General features: G+C 45.5%; 21 protein-coding genes. 9 read left to right on the plus strand and 12 right to left on the minus strand.

Annotated elements, in window-relative coordinates; genetic code table 11:
* Positions 1–337 precede the first annotated feature (337 nt).
* The 4 genes from rplM (at position 338) to erpA (ending at position 2,840) form a co-directional block, all read left to right on the plus strand.
* Complete coding sequence (gene rplM, locus VC178_RS09400; RefSeq protein WP_068949468.1) at positions 338–766, plus strand: 50S ribosomal protein L13; 429 nt, start codon at positions 338–340, stop codon at positions 764–766.
* 9 nt (positions 767–775) lie between these two features.
* Complete coding sequence (gene rpsI / locus VC178_RS09405) at positions 776–1,177, plus strand: 30S ribosomal protein S9 (RefSeq protein ID WP_015422033.1); 402 nt, start codon at positions 776–778, stop codon at positions 1,175–1,177.
* A gap of 137 nt (positions 1,178–1,314) precedes the next feature.
* Entirely contained in the window at positions 1,315–2,373 is a 1,059-nt protein-coding gene (gene argC / locus VC178_RS09410) for an N-acetyl-gamma-glutamyl-phosphate reductase (RefSeq protein WP_323482345.1), read from the plus strand.
* Positions 2,374–2,465: 92 nt separating this feature from the next.
* Complete coding sequence (erpA, locus tag VC178_RS09415) at positions 2,466–2,840, plus strand: iron-sulfur cluster insertion protein ErpA (protein ID WP_215295874.1); 375 nt, start codon at positions 2,466–2,468, stop codon at positions 2,838–2,840.
* A gap of 7 nt (positions 2,841–2,847) precedes the next feature.
* Here erpA and VC178_RS09420 read toward each other — a convergent pair whose 3' ends face one another.
* Positions 2,848–3,975 carry an anhydro-N-acetylmuramic acid kinase gene (locus tag VC178_RS09420; protein ID WP_323482346.1) on the minus strand — a complete coding sequence of 376 codons (1,128 nt, stop codon included), beginning with the start codon at positions 3,973–3,975 and terminating at the stop codon, positions 2,848–2,850.
* Positions 3,976–4,063: 88 nt separating this feature from the next.
* On the opposite strand from VC178_RS09420, the gene tyrS reads away from it, so the two are divergent.
* Complete coding sequence (tyrS, locus tag VC178_RS09425; RefSeq protein ID WP_323482347.1) at positions 4,064–5,296, plus strand: tyrosine--tRNA ligase; 1,233 nt, start codon at positions 4,064–4,066, stop codon at positions 5,294–5,296.
* 5 nt (positions 5,297–5,301) lie between these two features.
* On the opposite strand, the gene ruvB is transcribed toward tyrS, so the two are convergent.
* The 10 genes from ruvB to VC178_RS09475 all read right to left on the minus strand — a co-directional run bounded on the left by ruvB (position 5,302) and on the right by VC178_RS09475 (position 14,851).
* The gene (gene ruvB, locus VC178_RS09430; protein WP_323482348.1) at positions 5,302–6,372 is read right to left on the minus strand and encodes a Holliday junction branch migration DNA helicase RuvB; all 1,071 of its coding nucleotides are present in this window, start codon (positions 6,370–6,372) and stop codon (positions 5,302–5,304) included.
* A gap of 27 nt (positions 6,373–6,399) precedes the next feature.
* Entirely contained in the window at positions 6,400–6,981 is a 582-nt protein-coding gene (gene ruvA, locus VC178_RS09435; RefSeq protein WP_216126914.1) for a Holliday junction branch migration protein RuvA, read from the minus strand.
* A gap of 29 nt (positions 6,982–7,010) precedes the next feature.
* Positions 7,011–7,529: a crossover junction endodeoxyribonuclease RuvC gene (gene ruvC / locus VC178_RS09440; RefSeq protein ID WP_323482349.1), complete on the minus strand. Its 519-nt coding sequence runs from the start codon at positions 7,527–7,529 to the stop codon at positions 7,011–7,013.
* Between the two features lie 21 nt (positions 7,530–7,550).
* Positions 7,551–9,131, minus strand: coding sequence for a bifunctional phosphoribosylaminoimidazolecarboxamide formyltransferase/IMP cyclohydrolase (gene purH / locus VC178_RS09445; RefSeq protein WP_323482350.1), 1,581 nt, complete (start codon positions 9,129–9,131; stop codon positions 7,551–7,553).
* Between the two features lie 29 nt (positions 9,132–9,160).
* The gene (locus tag VC178_RS09450) at positions 9,161–9,400 is read right to left on the minus strand and encodes a helix-turn-helix domain-containing protein (protein ID WP_323482351.1); all 240 of its coding nucleotides are present in this window, start codon (positions 9,398–9,400) and stop codon (positions 9,161–9,163) included.
* 43 nt (positions 9,401–9,443) lie between these two features.
* Complete coding sequence (dusB, locus tag VC178_RS09455) at positions 9,444–10,460, minus strand: tRNA dihydrouridine synthase DusB (RefSeq protein WP_215295866.1); 1,017 nt, start codon at positions 10,458–10,460, stop codon at positions 9,444–9,446.
* 144 nt (positions 10,461–10,604) lie between these two features.
* Positions 10,605–11,762, minus strand: coding sequence for an FAD-dependent monooxygenase (locus VC178_RS09460; protein ID WP_323482352.1), 1,158 nt, complete (start codon positions 11,760–11,762; stop codon positions 10,605–10,607).
* Between the two features lie 3 nt (positions 11,763–11,765).
* Positions 11,766–13,130, minus strand: a complete 1,365-nt coding sequence (pepP, locus tag VC178_RS09465) for a Xaa-Pro aminopeptidase (RefSeq protein ID WP_323482353.1) — start codon at positions 13,128–13,130, stop codon at positions 11,766–11,768.
* Positions 13,123–13,839: an N-acetylmuramate alpha-1-phosphate uridylyltransferase MurU gene (murU, locus tag VC178_RS09470; protein ID WP_323482354.1), complete on the minus strand. Its 717-nt coding sequence runs from the start codon at positions 13,837–13,839 to the stop codon at positions 13,123–13,125. Before murU ends, pepP begins: the two co-directional genes overlap by 8 nt.
* Entirely contained in the window at positions 13,832–14,851 is a 1,020-nt protein-coding gene (locus VC178_RS09475) for an aminoglycoside phosphotransferase family protein (protein ID WP_323482355.1), read from the minus strand. Before VC178_RS09475 ends, murU begins: the two co-directional genes overlap by 8 nt.
* 33 nt (positions 14,852–14,884) lie before the next feature.
* Between VC178_RS09475 and VC178_RS09480 the strand changes: the two genes are divergently transcribed.
* The 4 genes from VC178_RS09480 to rsmA all read left to right on the plus strand — a co-directional run bounded on the left by VC178_RS09480 (position 14,885) and on the right by rsmA (position 20,623).
* A complete protein-coding gene (locus tag VC178_RS09480) occupies positions 14,885–17,407 on the plus strand; it encodes an LPS-assembly protein LptD (RefSeq protein ID WP_323482356.1) in 2,523 nt (840 codons plus the stop codon).
* Between the two features lie 107 nt (positions 17,408–17,514).
* Entirely contained in the window at positions 17,515–18,861 is a 1,347-nt protein-coding gene (locus tag VC178_RS09485) for a peptidylprolyl isomerase (RefSeq protein WP_323482357.1), read from the plus strand.
* On the plus strand, positions 18,827–19,843 hold the full coding sequence (pdxA, locus tag VC178_RS09490) for a 4-hydroxythreonine-4-phosphate dehydrogenase PdxA (protein WP_416350550.1): 1,017 nt from the start codon (positions 18,827–18,829) through the stop codon (positions 19,841–19,843). The genes VC178_RS09485 and pdxA overlap by 35 nt, the downstream gene beginning before the upstream one ends.
* Before the next feature lie 3 nt (positions 19,844–19,846).
* Positions 19,847–20,623: a 16S rRNA (adenine(1518)-N(6)/adenine(1519)-N(6))-dimethyltransferase RsmA gene (gene rsmA / locus VC178_RS09495; RefSeq protein WP_216126895.1), complete on the plus strand. Its 777-nt coding sequence runs from the start codon at positions 19,847–19,849 to the stop codon at positions 20,621–20,623.
* A 20-nt stretch (positions 20,624–20,643) separates the two neighbouring features.
* On the opposite strand, the gene VC178_RS09500 is transcribed toward rsmA, so the two are convergent.
* The gene (locus VC178_RS09500) at positions 20,644–21,378 is read right to left on the minus strand and encodes a lysophospholipid acyltransferase family protein (protein WP_323482358.1); all 735 of its coding nucleotides are present in this window, start codon (positions 21,376–21,378) and stop codon (positions 20,644–20,646) included.
* Positions 21,379–21,380 lie beyond the last annotated feature (2 nt).

Here is a 21,380-nt window from a genome sequence, read left to right on the forward strand (position 1 = left end):
TGGGCTAAAAAACATCAGAAAATTGATTTTGGTCAATTTTCTTGCATTGCACCATAAATCTTGTGTAGAATAACCATATTGGTAGTCAGTCTTGTATAAGACTGCAACTTACCACCCAGTGTCTCCTCCACCCAAACATAGGTGGATTCCAACCCAGGACTCGTTCCTGGGTTTTTTTTGGGTTACAATTCAAGGCTTTACTGAATTACCGAACCAGTCAGCGGTAATTTGTTGTACCAGTTAGATTGCAGAATCTGCGAGCTTGCAAACATAAGCAGGGCCAAGGTGGACGTAGTTTGGTTGGGGTAATTTTTTGACTATAACAATTTGAGAAATCATGAAAACTTTTTCCGCAAAATCCCATGAGGTAAAGCGTGAATGGTTCGTGATTGACGCTACGGACAAAGTCCTCGGTCGTGTCGCCAGTGAAGTGGCACACCGTCTACGCGGCAAGCACAAGCCTGAATTCACACCACACGTTGATACTGGCGACTTTATCGTCGTGATCAATTCATCTAAGCTGCGTGTCACTGGCACAAAAGGCTTGAACAAGATTTATTACCGTCACAGCGGATACCCAGGTGGTATTAGTTCGACTAACTTCGACAAGATGCAAGACCGTTTTCCAGGCCGCGCTTTGGAGAAGGCTGTGAAGGGTATGTTGCCAAAAGGCCCACTAGGCTATGCCATGATCAAGAAATTGAAAGTTTATGGCGATGCTAATCATCCGCACACGGCTCAACAGCCTAAAGCGTTAGAGATTTAAGGAAACCAAATGGCTATTAATTACGGAAATTGGAATTACGGTACCGGTCGCCGCAAAAGTTCTGTTGCGCGCGTTTTTATAAAATCTGGCAAAGGCGAAATTACTGTTAACGGTAAGCCTATCGATGCTTATTTTGCTCGTGAAACATCGCGCATGATCGCTCGTCAGCCTTTGGCTCTCACAGCCCACTTAACGACCTTTGATATCAAAGTAAACGTTTCTGGCGGCGGTGAAACTGGCCAAGCTGGTGCAGTTCGTCACGGCGTAACTCGTGCATTGATCGATTACGACAACGCTCTGAAGCCAACTCTGTCTAAAGCAGGCTTGGTTACTCGCGATGCTCGTGAAGTTGAGCGTAAAAAAGTTGGTCTGCATGGCGCTCGTCGTCGTAAGCAGTTCAGCAAGCGCTAATTCTTTCAGTCGCTTCAGTTTTATCGAAAGGGTCGCGCAAGCGGCCCTTTTTGTTTCTACAATGAAGCAAATTGTAAGAATGTTGTATTACTCTGCAAAAATAGAGTGATTGGGAATACAGGATTTTGGAGAAAGACATGATTAAGGTTGGCATCGTTGGCGGCACAGGATATACCGGGGTTGAGCTACTGCGTTTATTGGCCCAGCATCCTGAAGTCAAAATAGTTGCTATTACATCTCGCACTGAGGCTGGTATGCCAGTAGCCGAAATGTTCCCATCTTTGCGTGGTCGTGTTGATCTGAAATTTACAACACCGGATGAAGCCAAATTAAACGAATGTGATGCAGTGTTCTTTGCAACCCCGCATGGTGTTGCAATGGCACAAGCAAAAGAATTGCTTGCAAGCAATGTGAAGATTTTGGATCTTGCGGCGGACTTCCGTTTGAAAGATGTTAAAGAATTTTCCAAGTGGTATGGCATGGAACATAGCTGCCCAGAGATTTTGGCTGAAGCTGTTTATGGTTTGGCGGAGATAAACCGCGAGGCTATTAAAAAAGCACGTGTTGTCGGCTTAGCTGGTTGTTATCCAACTTCAGTGCAACTTGGGCTTGCACCATTACTCTCTCCAAAATCTACTGGCGGCAAGCAGTTGATTGATGGTAAGCACATTATTTCTGACTCCAAGTCAGGAACATCTGGTGCTGGACGTAAAGCCGAGATTGGCACATTGCTATCTGAGGCAAGTGATAACTTTAAAGCCTATGGTGTTAAAGGCCATCGCCATCTTCCTGAAATCGCGCAAGGTTTGAAGGCGATTGCAGGTCACGATCAGATTGGTCTGACATTTGTGCCGCATCTCACCCCAATGGTAAGAGGCATTCACTCGACTTTATATGTCCGCCTGACCGATGCTGGAATGGATGTTGACTACCAAAAGCTCTATGAGAACTTTTATCAGGGCGAGCCTTTTGTCGATGTAATGCCTGCTGGCAGTCATCCAGAGACGCGTTCAGTGCGGGGTAGTAATGGCATTCGGATTGCGATCCACCGGCCAGGAGGTGGGGACACTTTGGTCATTTTGGTAGTGGAAGACAATCTAGTGAAGGGTGCTTCAGGTCAGGGCGTACAGTGCATGAACCTCATGTTTGGCTTGCCAGAAACTACTGGGCTTAACCAAATAGCCGTTTCTCCATAATCGGGTATCTGGGTGATCAGTAATGACCCTTCAGCAGACTGGGCATTTAAAGCCTAGAATAGAGTTATCGTCTTTTGAATTAGGAGTAAATCATGACCCAATTAGCTACGCAACCTGCACAAGATTTAGCCGAGCCACCAACCCCTTTGGTATTCACGGATAGCGCTGCTGCAAAAGTGGCTGATTTGATTGCTGAAGAAGGTAATCCAGAGTTGAAGTTACGTGTGTTCGTTCAAGGTGGTGGTTGCTCAGGTTTTCAATACGGCTTCACATTTGATGATGCTGTGAATGAAGATGACACCCTTTTTGAAAAGAATGGCGTTACTTTGTTAGTCGATTCAATGAGCTTCCAATATTTAGTGGGTGCTGAGATTGATTACAAAGAGGACATCAATGGCTCACAATTTGTGATTAAGAATCCAAATGCAACAACCACTTGTGGTTGTGGCTCTTCTTTCTCCGCTTAAAAATCTACTACGCTGGATAACAAGCACCTAGAATTCTGGGTCCCTTCGCTCCTGTAACGGCTGGCAAATTTGCTGGCCGTTTTTCTTTATGAGCCCAGGCAAGCCAAGCAAAAGCGAGGCCTTCAACGAGTTGCGGATCGATACCAACAGAATCACTAGTTGTAATTTCTAAAGGCTCTGTAAAGAAATGCTGTGCCTTCACTTTGAGTAAATTCATCAAGGCTTGGTTTTTGGCGCCGCCTCCGCAGACAATCAGCTTCTGGGTTTGTGGGCCATGACGTACCAAGGCTTCTAGCGCTGAATGAGCGCTTAGGTGCAATAGGGTTGCTTGCACATCTCCAATGGAATGATTCACATCCCCTAGTTTTTCTTGCAACCAGTTAAGATGAAAATCATCTCTTCCCGTACTTTTTGGTGGAGCTTTTGCAAAGAAGGGATCTGACAACATTCTTGCCAGCAGCTCTGTATTCACTTTACCTTGTAATGCCCATTTACCATTCTCATCAAAAGCGTTTCCTTGATGTTGATGTATCCAAGCATCCATCAAGATATTTCCAGGGCCACAATCAAAACCAGTAATTTCACCGCCATTTGGAAGAAGAGTGAGATTAGCGATGCCGCCAATATTTAAGACTGCGATGCTTTTTGTTGCAGAAAATTGTTGTGCATGAAAAGCGGGAACTAATGGGGCACCCTGACCGCCAGCAGCAAGATCGCGACTTCTAAAATCTGCAATGACATCAATACCGGTCTTTTCAGCTAAGAGAGCTGGATTGAGGGTTTGGTGTGTGTATGCTAAATCTCCAAGATGAGGCTGATGGCGAATAGTTTGCCCATGGGCGCCAATAGCAGTGATATCCGATGCCTGCAAATTCGCTTTGTTAAGTAATGTGACCACTGCCTCGGCATAGGCTAGGGCCAAGGCATTACCAGCCCGCCTCTCCCTATCGAGCTCATTGGGGCCTGTAGCTTGCAGCTCAAAAAGGGCTTTTCGAAGATCGGGGGCAAAGGGTGTGCTGACAGCCTCTACTGCGCTCGCTTGACCATTAGGCTTAATTTTGGCTAGAACGGCATCAATCCCATCCAGGCTGGTGCCAGACATTAAGCCAATGTAATGGGAATCGGACTTGTTCATGGGGTTCTGGGTTTAGCTCTCAAGGATGCGACAATTATGCTTTAGCAATTTAAATACTAATTTAACTGAAACAGTTAACCGAATCAGCATGACGGCTAAACCTGAACAAAAATATCCTTTGACCCCCGAAGTCTTTGCTGCACTCGAAGTCACCAAACGTGGCTGTGATGAGTTATTGGTTGAGGCTGACTGGGTACAAAAGCTGGCTCGTAGTCAGGCCACTAAGACCCCACTCAGAATCAAACTGGGTTTGGATCCAACTGCTCCTGATATTCATTTAGGTCATACGGTTGTTCTGAATAAATTACGTCAGTTGCAAGATTTAGGTCATACCGTGATTTTCTTGATCGGTGACTTCACCAGCATGATCGGCGATCCATCGGGCCGCAATGCTACTCGTCCACCATTAACTGCAGAAGAGATTGCTGTTAATGCCGAGACTTATTATCGTCAAGCAAGCATGGTGCTCGATCCGGCTAAAACAGAAGTGCGCTATAACAGCGAATGGTGTGATCCCTTAGGCGCACGCGGCATGATTCAGTTGGCTGCGAAACATACCGTTGCTCGTATGTTAGAGCGCGATGACTTTACGAAACGCTATCGCAATGGCGTACCGATTTCTATTCATGAGTTCTTATATCCTTTGATGCAGGGCTATGACTCGGTTGCTCTGAAGAGTGATTTAGAGCTTGGTGGTACTGATCAAAAATTTAATCTCTTGGTTGGTCGTGAACTCCAGCGTGAATATGGCCAAGAGCCTCAATGTATTTTGACTATGCCGCTCTTGGTTGGTTTGGATGGCGTTGAGAAGATGAGTAAGTCCAAAGGGAATTACATCGGTATTAGTGAGCCCGCTGGAGATATGTTTGGCAAGCTCTTAAGCATCTCAGATGATTTGATGTGGGATTACTTCACATTGCTGTCATTCCGCCCAATGTCAGAAATTGATTTGATGAAGCAAGAAGTTGCTGCTGGACGAAACCCAAAAGACTGCAAAGTATTGCTTGCGCAAGAAATCGTTGCGCGCTTTCATTCTCAGGCTGCGGCAGAAAAGGCCTTAGAAGACTTTAATCACCGTGCTAAAGGCGGTGTCCCTGATGACATCCCAGAAGTAAATCTCTCTGGAGCCCCCATGGGAATTGCCAGCCTCCTCAAGGCTGCCGGCTTAGCACCATCTACATCAGAAGCGATGCGTAACGTTGAGCAAAGTGGTGTAAAGATTGATGGCGCTACCGTAACAGATAAACAAGCCAAGATTGAGGCTGGAACCTATGTTATGCAGGTTGGTAAGCGTAAGTTTGCTAAGGTAACGCTGAGTTAATGAGTTTAGAGGTCTAGGCTAGCACTGCTACTAGGTGGTGTTAAACCAAAGTGCTCATAAGCTTGCCGAGTTGCTACACGACCACGAGACGTTCTCTGTAGATAACCTTGCTGAATGAGGTAAGGCTCTAAGACATCCTCTATCGTGTCACGTTCCTCGCCAATTGCTGCAGCTAGGTTATCAATCCCGACTGGACCACCATCAAACTTGTGCAAGATAGCTTCAAGCAATTTTCTATCCATCACATCAAAACCACTTGGATCAACATCCAACATCTTCAGTGCGGCATCAGCCATGGCTTTGGTAATCGTGCCAGTGCCTTTTACTTCTGCATAGTCACGTACACGACGCAGTAAGCGATTGGCAATACGCGGAGTGCCACGAGCACGTTTTGCAATCTCTATAGATCCCTCTGGATCAATACTTGCCTTAAGCAAACTTGCCGAGCGATTGATGATTTTGGTGAGCTCTTCAGTGGTGTAGAACTCGAGTCTTGCCACAATTCCAAAGCGATCACGCAATGGATTGGTAAGCATGCCTGCGCGAGTCGTTGCGCCAATTAAGGTAAATGGTTTGAGGTCGATCTTGACGCTACGCGCTGCAGGCCCTTCACCAATCATGATATCAAGGCTATAGTCTTCAAGCGCTGGATACAGGATCTCCTCAACTACTGGAGAGAGACGATGAATTTCATCAATGAAGAGCACATCATTAGTTTCTAAATTCGTTAACAATGCAGCGAGGTCGCCAGGCCTATCTAGAACAGGACCGCTGGTTTGGCGCAAGTTGACGCCCAACTCTCGCGCAATGATGTGTGCAAGCGTAGTTTTACCAAGACCTGGGGGACCAAATAGTAAAACATGATCAAGGGCTTCTTGACGTGCTCTAGTGGCACTAATGAAGATTTCTAATTGGGAACGCGCTTTCGTTTGACCAACATACTCGTCGAGTTGTTTGGGGCGCAAAGCTCTTTCAAAGACAGCTTCAGAATTACCTACCGCGCCACTAACAATGCGGTCATTATTCTCCGGTAAATCTTCAGGGATAGAGCTGAGGTCGTCTGTATGAATTGCCATGCTGCCAGTTTAGTGGGGTTTAGCTAATCAGGTCTTAGACAAATACTTTAAGCCCATCCGAATGCCATCGGAAACCGAAGTGTCTGGCGGGATTTGCTTGAGGGCTAAGAGCGCTTCTTTTTCTGAATAGCCTAAAGCAAGCAGTGCTTGTAGCACTTCACTATTGGCATCTAATGCTTGAGGTTTGCCGGTAGTAATTCCTAAGTCTGGGGCAAGCTTACCTTTCAGTTCTAAGCAAAGACGCTCAGCAGTCTTTTTACCAATACCAGGAACTTGGGTCAGACGTCCAGCTTCTTGAAGAGCGATTGCTTGAGCCAACTCGTTCACGCTCATGCCAGAGAGAACTGCTAATGCAGTTCTAGAGCCAACACCGCTGATCTTAATGAGCTGTCGAAATGCTTCGCGCTCTGTCTCAGTAGCAAAACCAAAGAGTTGCTGCGCATCCTCACGCACTTGGAAGTGAGTGAGAAGGGTGATTTTTTGACCTGCTTGGGGTAATTGATACAAGGTACTCATGGGCACATCCACTTCATAACCAATGCCTTGGCAATCGACCAAGAGGCGAGGTGGATGAATTGAAACGAGGATTCCTTGAATACGACCAATCATGTAGAGATCTTAACCTGTGAAGTGTATTTTTACTTACTACGTTTCTTGGAGGCTAATGCTGCAGTAATAGCTTTTGGTATTTGAGCGTGATGGGCCGCGCAGATGGCGACGCCCAATGCATCAGAAGCATCAGTCCCTGGCGCACGATTTAATCTGAGGAGACGTTTCACCATCTCTTGTACTTGAGGCTTGGCTGCGCGACCTGTTCCAACAATGGCTTGCTTAACGCGAAGGGCACTGTATTCGGCAACGGGGAGCTTTTCTGCAACGAGTGCAGCAATAACAGCGCCTCTCGCTTGACCCAACATCAAAGTTGAACGTGGATTAACGTTTAAAAAGACTTCTTCAATTGCAGCAGACTCTGGGTGATAGGTTTCTAGAACTTCTTTAACGCCAGCATAGAGGGCGCCTAAGCGCTCAGGCAAGCCCTTGGCAGGATCACCACTTTCAATCGTTCCAGAGGCTATATAGGTCAGTTTTTGGCCGTCAACATCGATGACACCAAAGCCAGTAGTACGCAAACCCGGGTCGATTCCAATCCAACGCATGCGTATTTTTTCTTCCCTTACTTAATGACGGAAGTGACGAGTGCCAGTAAAGATCATGGCAATGCCATGTTCATTTGCTGCAGCAATGATTTCATCATCACGCATACTGCCTCCTGGTTGAATCGCACAGCTCGCGCCGCCATTAACAACCACATCCAGACCATCGCGAAATGGGAAGAAGGCATCACTGGCAACTGCTGAACCTTTTAGGCTTAAGCCTGCGTTTTCAGCTTTAATGCTAGCCATACGTGCAGAGTCAACCCGGCTCATTTGGCCTGCGCCAATGCCGAGGGTCATGCCATTAGCGCAATACACAATGGCATTGGATTTGACGAACTTGGCTACTCGCCATGCAAATATCATGTCATTCATTTCGCTTGAGGTTGGCTGTCTTTGGCTAACAACGCGCATCTCACTTTGAAGAACATTCTTTGCATCTGGCGATTGAACTAGTAAACCACCGCCAACACGCTTGAAATCAAAATGATTAAATGCAGTGCCGAGTGGAATTTCCAGAAGACGTACATTTTGCTTGACTGCAAAAATGGCTTTCGCTTCATTGCTAAAGCTTGGAGCAATTAATACTTCGACAAATTGCTTGGAAATCGCCTCAGCAGCAGCCCCATCGCAGAGAACGTTAAAGGCAATAATTCCACCAAAAGCTGAACTCGGATCTGTTTTAAAAGCTTTTTGATACGCTTCTAGTGCTGTTGCGCCAACAGCTACGCCACAGGGATTGGCATGCTTAATGATGACGCAGGCTGCTGCGCCGTCAGCATTGTCAGAAAAGCTTTTGACACATTCCCAAGCAGAGTCAGCATCAGCGATATTGTTGTAAGAAAGCTCTTTGCCTTGCAACTGCTGATAGCTTGCAAGAGCGCCAGTTACTGGATAAATATCTTTGTAGAACGCAGCAGATTGATGTGGGTTTTCTCCATAACGCATCTCTTGTACTTTTTCAAAAGCCAGATGCAACGTTTTTGGATAAGCAGAGCGGGCTTTGTGATCTAGGTCATCGCCCAATGCGGACAGATAATTGGCAATGGCACCATCGTATTGAGCAGTATGTGCAAATACTTTTTTAGCCAATGCTAAGTTCGTCTTATATGAAACTGTATTGTTGTTGGCTTTCATTTCAGCCAATACTGGCGCGTAATCTTCTGGTGAAATTAAGACGGTGACATCTTGATGATTTTTTGCTGCTGCACGTAACATCGCAGGGCCACCTATGTCGATGTTCTCAACTGCATCCTCAAAGGAGCAGCTTTCTTTTGCCACTGTCTCATTGAAGGGGTAGAGATTGATTACGAGCATATCGATTGTGTCGATGCCATGCTTCTTCAGGGCCGCCATGTGCTCAGGAAAGTCTCTACGAGCCAATAAGCCACCATGTACCATTGGGTGAAGTGTTTTTACGCGGCCATCTAGCATTTCAGGAAATTGAGTTAAAGAAGATACTTCGACTACGGGCAGATTATTTTCGGCTAATAGCTTTGCCGTACCGCCGGTAGAAATGAGTTTGATTCCTTGCTCATGAAGAGCTTTAGCGAAAGGCACAATGCCCTTTTTATCGGATACGGAGAGAAGCGCTGTACGGATCATAAGTTTTGGAAGGTTTAATAAATAACTGTTTATTTAATGAGCTGATGTTCAACTAATTTCTTGTGCAGGGTATTGCGGTTGATGCCAAGGTACTGAGCAGCTAAAGATTGATTTTGTTTGGCATGTTGCATAACGAGTTCAAGCATTGGTTTTTCTACCACGGCCAACACCATTTGATAGATGCCGTTTGGTGACGTACCCTTGAGATCATTTAAGTAAATCTGTAATTGCGTTTCAATGCATTCGGTGATCGGGTGTTTATTGGTCATAAATATGAATTGATATATGAATTTGGTGCTTAAAGTCGAAAAATTAGGCTGCTTCTAAAAAGAGTAGGCGGTCAGAATGAGATTTCATTTCATCAAAATAATCATTGACCATTTGTAATTGGGTTTTGCAATCATCTGCAGTATTCATGCGCTGACGAAAAGCATGTGAGTCTCGCAAACCTTTGCAATACCAGCCGATATGCTTGCGGGCTGTGCGCAGGCCAATGTGTTCACCGTAGAACTCATAGTGATCTAAAAGATGGGCATTCATGATTTTCTGAATTTCTTTAATCTCTGGAGTGGGTAGCTTGCCACCAGTCTCTAAGTAATGATTGATTTCACGAAAGATCCAGGGGCGCCCTTGTGCGGCACGACCAATCATGATGGCATCGGCACCAGTGCTTTCTAAAACAAATACTGCTTTTTCTGGGCTATTGATATCGCCATTCGCAACCACAGGAATATCCACACTGTTTTTAACGGCAGTGATTGTTTCATATTCTGCTTCACCTAGATAAAGGTCGGCACGCGTACGGCCATGAACGGTAAGCATGGAGATGCCAGAATTTTCAGCAAGGCGTGCAATCTCGATTGCATTTTTATGCTCACGATCCCAGCCAGTCCGAATTTTTAAAGTCACTGGTACTGCATCTGGGCCAACGCCGACTGCATTAACAACCGCTTCTAATATTTGTTGTACAAGTGGTTCATCACGGAGTAGTGCCGAGCCTGCAGCAACGTTACAAACTTTCTTTGCTGGGCAGCCCATATTGATGTCGATAATTTGCGCACCATGGTCTACATTCATTTTTGCTGCTGCAGCCATCATTGCGGGATCTGCACCAGCAATTTGGACTGCAATCGGTTTGAATTCGCCAATGTGATTGGCACGACGTTGGGTTTTTTCGCTTTTCCACAAAAGGGCATTAGAAGCCACCATTTCTGAGACGGCATACCCAGCACCTAATTGCTTGCAAAGCTGTCTGAATGGACGATCTGTTACTCCTGCCATGGGCGCGACAAAGAGTCTATTTGCGAGGGTATGAGGGCCAATCTTCATCTATTGCGGGGGCGACTCGGTGAGTATTTTGCGGAAAGCATGACACTTTAGCACAGTCAGACCAAAATCTGCCTATTTTTTAGGCAGATTACTTGCTTCAGATGAACTACTGAATGTTTGGAGTTTGAAGGCTTTTGAAGCCCCTTAGCGCCTGCCAAACATCATCTGGCGAGCCAAGGCTGTTTTGACTGGTGGAAGCCACTGAAGGGCTGATAATGCCAATCCTCGAGCGACAACTACGGGGGCGAGATTTGAGGTGAATACTCTTGCCATCAAATCTGTCAAACCAATCGTTGTGGTTCTATCGGCTTTACGACTTTGTGCATAACTTTCCAAAGTATTTTGAATCTGCACTGCTGTTTGCTGATCAAGCGCGCTGGAAAATAGCCCCGCCAATTTTTCCGCTAATAAGTAAGCATCTCGTAAACCTAAGTTCAAGCCTTGACCTGCAACAGGATGCAAAGCTTGAGCTGCATTGCCAATCCATACTTCATGGTCTTTAGTAATTTGTTTGCGATAGTTCAGGCCAAGTGCAAATAAACGACGATCTTGAATTTTGAGAAAACGGCCAATGCGTGAGCCAAATTCATTTTGTAAGGATGTTAAAAATTCAGCATCACTCAATTGCAAACGTTGATGTGAGGATTCTGGTGAGCCACACCAAACGAGATTAAGAATGTTGGGCCCGTAGTGACTCGGTAATACTGCCAGCGGTCCTTCGGCAGTAAAGCGCTCCCAGGCTTGATAAGGTATGGAATTTTCTACTTCAACTAATCCTACTAAGGCTGATTGCCCATAGTCTCGACCAGATTCAACCCAATCTTGTTTTTTAAAGAGTCCACCTTCGGCGTGGACTACGCACTGAGCATTAATATGGTCATGCTCAACATTGTTATCAATATGTTGCCAAATAAAATTCGGGCTCTTTACCTGAATGTTTCTTAAGGCTTGGCGAAGCGTAATGTGAATGTCACGATAACGAATAATGTGACCAAGTGCATCCTGACGAAGCTCTTCGCGTGTCATGAGTGCGCGACCAAAGCGACCTGCTTGCGATACATGTACACGATGGATATCAGCGCAATCTGATGGCCATGCGTGGATCGTATCTAGTAGGAGCTTGCTACCATGTGAAAGGGCAATACCTCTACTATCAGCAGCTACAAGCTCTGCGTCATCGGCAGGATTACGGTCTAGTAGCGTCAGTTTTGCTTCGGGAAACTTTTGCAAAATCCATGCGGCGCAGGCAAGCCCAACAGGCCCGCCCCCATGAATCAAGATGTCGCAGTCTTTGGGACTCATTCTTTAGTTATTTTTCATGAGCGCTTCGATTTCATCGGCTTTTACTGGTACGCCACGAGAAATCAATTCACAACCTGATTCAGTGATGACAGCATCATCTTCAATGCGGATGCCAATATTCCAAAACGCTTGATCGATATCGTCTGCAGGTCTGACATATAAGCCAGGTTCAATGGTGATGACCATGCCACTTTTTAGAATGCGCCAAAGTTTTTGTTCTTCTGAGCTAGGCATTGACTCGCGATAAGAACCTACGTCATGAACATCCATACCCAGCCAATGGGAAGTGCGATGCATATAGAAGCGGCGGTAGGCGGCAGTTTCAATGGCGTTTTCCAAAGAACCTAATTCTGTAAGTTTGAGAAGTTTTTCATCGAGTAAGCCTTGGGTAAGCACTTTGAGTGCTGCTTCATGGGGTTGCATGAAAGTATTCCCCGGTTTTGTTACTGCAATGGCTGCTTCTTGTGCCGCAAGGGTAATGTTATAGAGCGCACGTTGTGGGCCGGTAAATTTTCCATTGACTGGAAATGTGCGCGTGATATCCGATGCATAGCCATCTAACTCGCAACCAGCATCAATGAGACAAAGTTCACCGCTCAGTAATTCAGTAGAGCCCGCACGATAGTGAAGGATACAAGCGTTGGCGCCACCAGCAACAATACTGTTGTAGGCAACACTTTGTGAGCCACTGTTGCGGAATTCATGAAGTAATTCAGCTTCGAGTTGATACTCCCGCATACCAGGTTTACAGGCTTGCATCGCACGGATATGTGCTCTTGCAGAGATCGCAGCAGCACGCCGCATGATCTCGATTTCATGAATATCTTTAAATAAGCGCATTTCATGAATCAGTACCTCAATATCATGAAATTCTGATGGTGGGTTGATGCCGCTGCGAGCTTGCCCTCTTAATTGTTTCATCCAGTCGCGTATACGTCGATCTGCCTCCGCACTTTCGGCTAATCGCACATAAACAGCATCTTGATCTGCTAATAATTCACCAAGCTTTTGATCAAGCTCTTGGTTGCTATGCGCAAACTCGATGCCCAGTATTTCTGGTGCAGCTTCTGGTCCTAAACGAATGCCATCCCAAATTTCACGTTCGAGATCTTTGGGCCTACAAAATAAATGTGACTCGAGTCGATAACTTTTTCCACTTCTAGCAACTTTCATTACTAAGGTTGCGCCGGGCTCTTCAAATCCTGTGAGATAGTAAAAATCACTGTCATGACGATAGGGAAAGTCGCTATCGCGATTACGTGCGAGCTCTGGCGCAGTTGCAATAACAGCAATGCCACCGCCAGTTTTACTAAAAATGTGTTTTGCTAAAGCATTTCTGCGAAGCTGATAAATATCGGTTTTATTCATATGCTGCATTGAGCTCTTGTAAGCGTTGTGGCGTACCTACATCGTGCCACGGTCCGACATATTTTTCACCAGACACTTGATTTTGCGCCATTGCAGCTTTGAGGAGGGGCGCCAGCTTAGCCTGGATACCCATTTCTAGATCTTTAAAGAGATCTTTGTGGTAAATGCCAATCCCTGAAAAGGTCAACTTTTCGGCTCCCCCAGGATCCTGAGGGTTTACCTGTGCCTCTTTAAGATAAAAGTCACCATCAGGATGGTGGCTAGGGTTTGGCACCATGAGGAGGTGAGCTAAGATTTTGTTGGAGTCATTTCTTAACTTAGAAGCTATCCCCAAAATTTTGCTCACTGGCAAGTTCGGACTAAATACATCCCCATTGATCACCAAAAAATAATCTTCAGCTTGCAGGATGGGTAGCGCCTTGAATATGCCGCCCGCGGTTTCTAAAGCAGTGCCTTCCGGTGAGTATTGGATATTGAGACCAAATTGACGTCCATCGCCTAAAGAGGCTTCAATCTTTTCACCCAACCATGCGTGATTGATCACCACCTTTTCAATCCCCGCATTTGCTAGTGTTTCTAGATGCCACGCAAGCAATGATTTATTTTGAATGGTGAGCAAAGGCTTGGGTAAATTATCTGTTAAAGGGCGCATACGCTCGCCTCTACCAGCGGCTAATAAAAAGCAAGGAAGAAGATTGCTCTTAGTCATGATTTGCTGTTGATTCTTTGTGGGTGCGTGTAGATTCTAAAATCCGTGCCAATGGCTTCAGTTCAATATAACGATTCGCAGTAGCAATCGCATATTCCAATACCAAAGGAATATCTTTGAGATAACCGTCCTTACCATCACGATGAAAGAGTCTGGCAAAGATTCCGAGAACTTTGAGATGACGCTGCAAGCCCATCCATTCAAAGTCGCGATAGAACTGCCCGAAGTCATCCGGCATTGGTAGGCCAACTTTACGACCCTCTTCCCAAAATTTAATCACCCAATCGATGACTCGTTCTTCTGGCCAAGCAATGTAGGCATCGCGCCATAAAGAAGCGGCATCATAAGTAATGGGTCCATACACCGCATCTTGAAAATCTAACACGCCAGGATTATTTTCTTCGGTCACCATAAGGTTGCGAGAATGATAATCGCGATGCACATAGACCTTTGCTTGCGCTAAATTATTCTCAAGGATGAGCTCGAATATTTTCTCGAGTTGTCCTTGTTGTGGCCCTGTTAATTTCATACCAAGATGTTTATTCAAATACCACTCTGGAAATAAATCTAATTCACGTTGCAAGAGTGCTTGGTCATAGTTTGGTAGAACGTCTGGCTTACTTGCTAACTGCATTTTCACTAATGCTTCTGTTGCACCCTGATAAAGGTGGTTTGCTGTTTTATCGCTTAGTTCGCTCAGGTATGTTTTATTACCAAGATCGCCTAGGAGAAGAAAGCCTTCAGCAGTGTTTTGTTCCAAAATTTTAGGCACATTTAGACCTGCCTCGGAGAGCAAAAAATCAACCTTGATAAAGGCATCCAAGGGCTCGTGCTGGGGAGGGGCATCCATAATGATTAGGCTGGCAAAGTTTGAGTTTTTCGACTTAACCCGAAAATAGCGCCGAAAGCTGGCATCCGCCGAGGCCGGTGCTAAGGTATCAAGATCTAATTGCCAGCTAGGCTGGAGGGCTTTTAGCCAGTTGCGAAGGGTATTTAAGCGAACGTCAGTCATGGTCGATTCGTATAATAAGGCGGGTCTGGATCCATGAGTCATTATCGCCGTCGCGCCGGCCTTTGCGCCCCTCTTTTTTTAGCCATCACCCTGCGCGTAATGTTGGGGGCGATATTGCTTCAAGTTGCGCTTCCGACAAGAGCACAAGCTCCTGCTGCGCTGCCCCCGGTTTCACAAGCGACACAAAATTTCACGCTCTTACCAGATCGTGGAAATGTGACTGTTCTCAAGCTAGATGATCAATTGCGAGTAGGCAAGCCAATTGCCGATGGGGAAGCACTTACCTTTACTTCTAGTGATGTGATTGATGGTGTGGTTGAGCGCGACATGCATCTGAAAGGACGCGCGCAAATGCGTCGCAATGGCGCTGTTCTAAAAGCCGACGAAATCACATACAACCCAGATACTGATATTGCAGACTTGCTCGGTAATGCAGAGTTATCTAAAGGTAATACCATCTTTAAGGGGCCTAAGGGACAATTTAGGGTTGATGCTCGCGAGGGCTCCATGGACACTCCTGCCTATGAGATTAGAGATACTCGCGGAAGTGGTGTCGCAAAAAAGCTAACGATTGAAAACTCTGATATTTTTGTTTTTGATAAAGCTACTTACACTACTTGTACTCCAGATAATATGGATTGGCATTTCACGGCAAGCACTTTGGAGATTGATAACGAACAAAAAGAAATGGTTGGTACGCATGGAGTGATGCATTTCTTCGATGTTCCAATTGCTTATATGCCTTATTTCACAGCGCCAACTGGTGGTCAGCGTCGGACTGGACTCCTGCCACCAGTGGCGGGATATAGCAAGACTAATGGTTTAGATATTACTCAGCCTTATTATGTCAATATTGCGCCAAATCGTGATCTGCTTCTATTGCCTCGCGAGATGAATCACCGCGGATTTATGTTGGGCGCTTCTTACCGCTTCTTGGATAGGGAATATTCAGGCATAGCAACGGGAGAATATTTACCTTATGACAAACAGACGGGCACTAATCGTTGGAAATACGATTGGCAACAAAGACAGGTGTTTTTGGGTGGCGTTGGACCCGGTGGCACTCCATTGCCGGGCTCATGGAGTGGATATGCAAATATGGCTAGAGTCTCTGATAGCTTATATCCAACTGACTTTTCGCAAAGTATTGCTGGTCAAGTCACCAGTCAGTTTCGTCAAGAGCTTGGCACCACCAAACAGTTAACTGGTGAATTAAGTAATTGGACGGTTGGCGCTAAAGCAGCCAGCTTTCAAACGCTGCAACCAGACCCCAATAATTTAGTACAGGCTCCATACAATATATTGCCCAATATTACTGCTGCTTATAACAGTCAATTAAGCCCAGTAGTATCAGATGCAAGCGGAAAGTATTTGGCTCTACCGTCTGGGCCAAAAACAACATTTTCGACTGACTACACCCGCTTTGCTTATGCTTTGGGAAGCAACTTTAATGCGCCTCCTCCAGGCGCTTATACCCAGGCAGACAGAACGGTATTAAAGGGAGCGCTAGCCCTGCCACAGATCACTCCCGGGTACTACATTACGCCCACTGTGAGTTTTCAATCTAATACTTATAACGCCACACCTTATATATCAGGAAGCGTTCCTAATGCGCAGGGGTTTACTATTCCAACCTTTAGTTTGGATTCTGGATTGGCAATTGAGAGAGAAGCCTCTGAGCTTAAGGGTTTTTTTGGCCGTGATATGTTACTGACCATGGAGCCAAGAGCGTTTTATGCTTTTACTCCATATCAAAGTCAGGCTAATACGCCAGTATTCGATACTGCTGACGCAGGTTTTGGTGTTTCGCAAATTTTCACAGCTAATACTTTTGTTGGTAATGACCGAGTTGCAGATTCTAATGCGGCGACATTGGGTTTAACCAGTCGCATGATTGAAGCCTATTCTGGTGCTGAGCGCGCGATTGTGACACTGGCACAAAAGCAGCAATTTACGGGACAGAAAGTTGGCTTAAATGGCAACATTGCCAATCCAACCACTTATTCTGATACTCTGGGTTCAGCTTCGGTACGTCTGCTTGGTAACTTCAGTGCGGATATGTTTGGTCAGTACAACACGCAGTTGAATCGCTTTGTTCAGACTACGGTTGGAGGAAGTTGGCGACCAACTCCTGGCAGAAGTCTTAATTTTGGTTACCGCAATGTTTGGTCGCCACCAATACAAGCATCGTCTCAAAATAATCAAACTGCTACACCGTCTGCTACCACTACCGATCAATACAATATTTCTGGTCAATGGCCGGTTACACGCGAAGTTTCAGTCTTGGGGCGTTGGGGTTATGATGCCTTAACAACCAGAACCTTAAATACTTTGGTGGGTTTGGAGTGGACGCGGGATTGCTGGACTTTCCGTGGAGCTTATTCCCAAGCCTTGAATACATCGACCATCACAACCACTCAAATCCTCTTCCAGATCGAATTTAGGGGTTTTGCTAGCGCCGGAAGTAATCCAGTTGATATTATGAAGTTAAATGTTCCTGGATACATGCCAACTTCAAAGCCCATCCCACCATCCATATATGAGAATTATCAATGACGCTTTACAGAATTAGGTTGAGGCCTTTTATTTACCCGGTGATTTTTTTTGGGATATCTCTTTTTGGAGGGATTGCTAGTGCTCAAGATGCATCAAAAGCAAATATATTGGCGGATAGCAAAATCCGAAATATTGATGGCGTAGCTGCCGTCGTCAATACTGGCTATATCACTCGCAAAGAAATTGATGATCGAATTACAGCCCTTAAAAAGCAGGGCGCCAAGTTGCCTGATGATGGATCAATACGTAAAATTATTCTTGAGCGGCTCATTATTGAAAAAATTCAGCTGCAAAATGCCGAGCAAGAGGGTGTAGTTGTCACTAACAAAGAGCTCGATAAAATTATTGGTGATCTTGCTGTAAAAAATAAGCTCAGTTATGCAGAATTCAAAGAGAGGGTAGTCGCATCAGGGACTTCGTTTGAAAAATATAAACAGATATTACGTGACGACATTATCGTTAGTCGATATCGTGAACGTGAAGTAGAGGGAAAAATTAAAATCTCGGATGCTGAAATTGATAACTTCATTGGCGAAAGAACCCGTGCTGTTAGTAGTGGAGTGCCCAGCTCAGTTCCTGCTGCTAAGGGCGAGCCAGAAGAGATTGATGTGGCACAGATTTTTATTCCAGTTGATGCTTCAGCAGGCATTGGCGCTCAGGCAGAGGTAAAAAAGAAAGCTGAGCAGTTATTGCGCGATGCCAAAGGAGATATAGATTTTTTGCAATTAGGCGCCATGGCGGCTAAGGACAATCCTAAAATTAAGTTTCAGGATTTGGGTTACCGAACTCCTGATAGATTGCCTCAACTATTTTATGAGGCGATTCGAAATACTGGCGGCGGTCAAGTCGCCAATGCAGTGGTTAAAAGTCCTGCGGGATACCATGTGCTAAAAGTAATGGATCGTCGGGCTGCAGTCGTCAGCGCAAATCCACAGCAGCAAGCAGCCCCACAGGAGGTCTCAACTAGCTCGCCGCAAAATATTCCTATTACGCAAACTTTGTCGCGACATATCTTATTGCGTAATCGCGCTGGTTTATCTGATCAAGATGCAGAGCGACGTCTTTCTGGATATCGTGATCAAGTGCGCGCAAAGACTGCAGATTTTGGTGAGTTGGCTAAAAAGTTTTCAGAGGATGGTTCTGCCCCAAATGGTGGAGATCTAGGTTGGATGGGGCCTGGAGACTTGGTTCCAGAGTTTGAGCAAGCGATGAACCGTTTACAAATTGGTGAAGTGAGTAACCCAGTAAAGACTGAGTTTGGTTGGCATTTAATTCAAGTCATCGAGCGACGTGAAGCCCAGCTGACTGTTGAAAAGCAACGTCAATTTGCCCGTGCTGCGATTCGGGAAAGAAAATTTGAGCAAGCCTATCAGGATTGGTTGCGTGAATTAAGAGATACAGCAACTGTAAAAATCTTGAATGCAGATGATGCTGCAAGTAGCAACCCACGTTAATTTAGCTATCACTACCGGCGAGCCAGCTGGTATTGGACCCGAGATTTCGGTAGTGGCTGCGCAGCAGTTTTTGACTGAACAGCCGAGTGCAGTGATTACCTTATTGGGTGATGCTGACTTGCTAAAGTTAGTTTCTCAAGGCCCCATTGATTTATCTGCGCGTTTAAAAATCCAGAGTATTCCTCTTTCAGAGCCAGTTGTTCAGGGTGTCGTAAACCCACGGAATGCTCAATACGTGATCAATACTTTGAATGAGGCTATTGATGGATGCTTAAGTGGGCGTTTCGATGCCATGGTTACTGCACCCATTCAAAAGAGTGTGATTAATTTGGCAGGCACGCCATTTACAGGCCATACCGAATATTTAGCAGAGCGGTGTAAGGTGCAGCATGCGGTGATGATGCTTTGCGCCACCCTTCCTAAGAGCTTCTTCAATTTGAAGGAGCCTAGAGACTTGCGAGTAGCGCTTGCTACCACCCACCTACCATTACAAGCGGTCTCTGCCGCATTAACCCAAGAGCTCGTGCTTGAAACTATTCAGATAGTTCAGCATGATTTACGTACAAAGTTTGGTATTTCCAGTCCGGTAATACATGTTGCAGGATTGAACCCACATGCTGGTGAGTCAGGTTATTTAGGTCGTGAGGAAATCGACGTCATCGGCCCTGCAATTGAGACTGCTAAAAGGCTTGGTATCGATGTTTCTGGCCCTTATCCGGGTGACACCATGTTTGATCCAGCATCATTAGAAAGTGTTGATGCCTTTATTGCGATGTACCACGATCAAGGTTTGGCGCCATTTAAATTCGTTACCTTTGGTAGTGGCGTCAATGTCACATTAGGCCTACCAATCATTCGCACTTCAGTGGATCATGGCACGGCTTTAGATATTGCTGGCAAAGGTATTGCAGATCCTGGATCTATGTTGGAGGCCTTGCGATTAGCCTACCAATTGGCCCTCAATCAAAAAGAAAAAAGTTGATTCATGCATCGTGCACGTAAACGATTTGGTCAGAATTTCTTACAAGATCAAGGTATTATTTATTCTATAGTAGCTTTAATTCATCCCAGCCCAGATATGCATGTGATTGAGATTGGGCCCGGCCTAGGCGCTTTAACTAGACCTTTACTGAGTAATCTTGATCAACTGGATTTATTAGAGATTGATCGAGACTTAGTAGCTTATTGGAATCAAGAAAATCTCAAGGGTTTGAGGGTCATTGAGGGTGATGCCCTCAAGTTTAATTTTATTGAATGGTCTCAGGATCATTCTGGAAAAAAGGGCCTATGCAAGGTAGTCGGTAATTTGCCCTATAACATTTCTTCACCACTACTTTTTCATTTGGTGTCAGCGGCAGCGCATATCGACGAGCAGGTTTTTATGCTGCAAGCAGAAGTCGTCGAGAGAATGGTTGCTCATGCCGGTAGTTCTGACTTTAGTAGGCTTTCTGTGATGCTGCAGGCTCGCTACCACATGGAATTAGTATTAGAAGTCCCGCCCGAGGCATTTGATCCAGCACCTAAAGTCAATTCTGCTGTGGTGCGGATGATTCCTAGAAAAGATTTCAGCTTGACTCTGTCTCAATGGAATGCACTAGAGCAAGTAGTGGCTGCAGCTTTTGCGCAGAGGAGAAAAATGTTGCGCACGAATTTGCATGCTTTTGCTGATCGCTTGAAATTAAGTGAGGGAGAGCTCAAAGCTAGGGCTCAAGATATTTCAGTTAATCGCTATATAGAGTGGGCTAAGCTCTTAGCCGCTTAAATGAAGTTGGTACAAGTGGATCATTTATAAGCGCTCGGATCAATGACGCGCATTTCAGTTTCAATCCAACCCTCTACCTCCTGCTGCAACTCTTCCCCAGACTTCCCTTCGGAAGCAATGGCTGGGCCAATTGAAAAAATCACAGTACCGGGTTTTTTTAGAAAGCTATTCTTGGGCCAGCAGCTACCGGCATTGTGAGCAATAGGAATAACCAATGCTCCAGTTGCGCTAGCTAGCCGAGCCCCACCTTTGCGATAGGGCTTGGTTGAGCCTCTTGGAGTTCGAGTGCCCTCTGGAAACAGCATGATCCATTTACCTTCGCTAAGGCGTTTACGTCCTTGGCTTGCGACAGATAGAGCCGCCGTTTGTTTATTGGCACGATTGATATGAATCATCTTGAGTAAAGCTAAGGCCCAGCCAAAAAATGGGATCCAAAGTAATTCTCGCTTGAATACAAAACAAAGCTGTTTGGGAAGTAAGGCAATATAAGCAATAGTCTCGTAGGCAGATTGGTGTTTGCTAAGGATCACTACTGGCTGATCCAGTACTGCATGCATATGTTCTATGCCGCGAATTTCATAATGAATGTCACAGAGATGCCAAAGTAACCAAATCACAACCTTGTTCCAGAGTCCAATAAAGCGATAGCGATTTTCAGGGCTCAAGAAAGGAAATGACAACATGCAAAGCACTGACCAAATTGGGGTGAAGATCAGTAGAAACAGGGCAAATAGGGTTGAGCGAACAAAGACCATCA

Source organism: Polynucleobacter sp. AP-Sanab-80-C2 (genome assembly GCF_035012965.1).
In the GTDB taxonomy this organism is placed as follows: Bacteria; Pseudomonadota; Gammaproteobacteria; order Burkholderiales; family Burkholderiaceae; genus Polynucleobacter.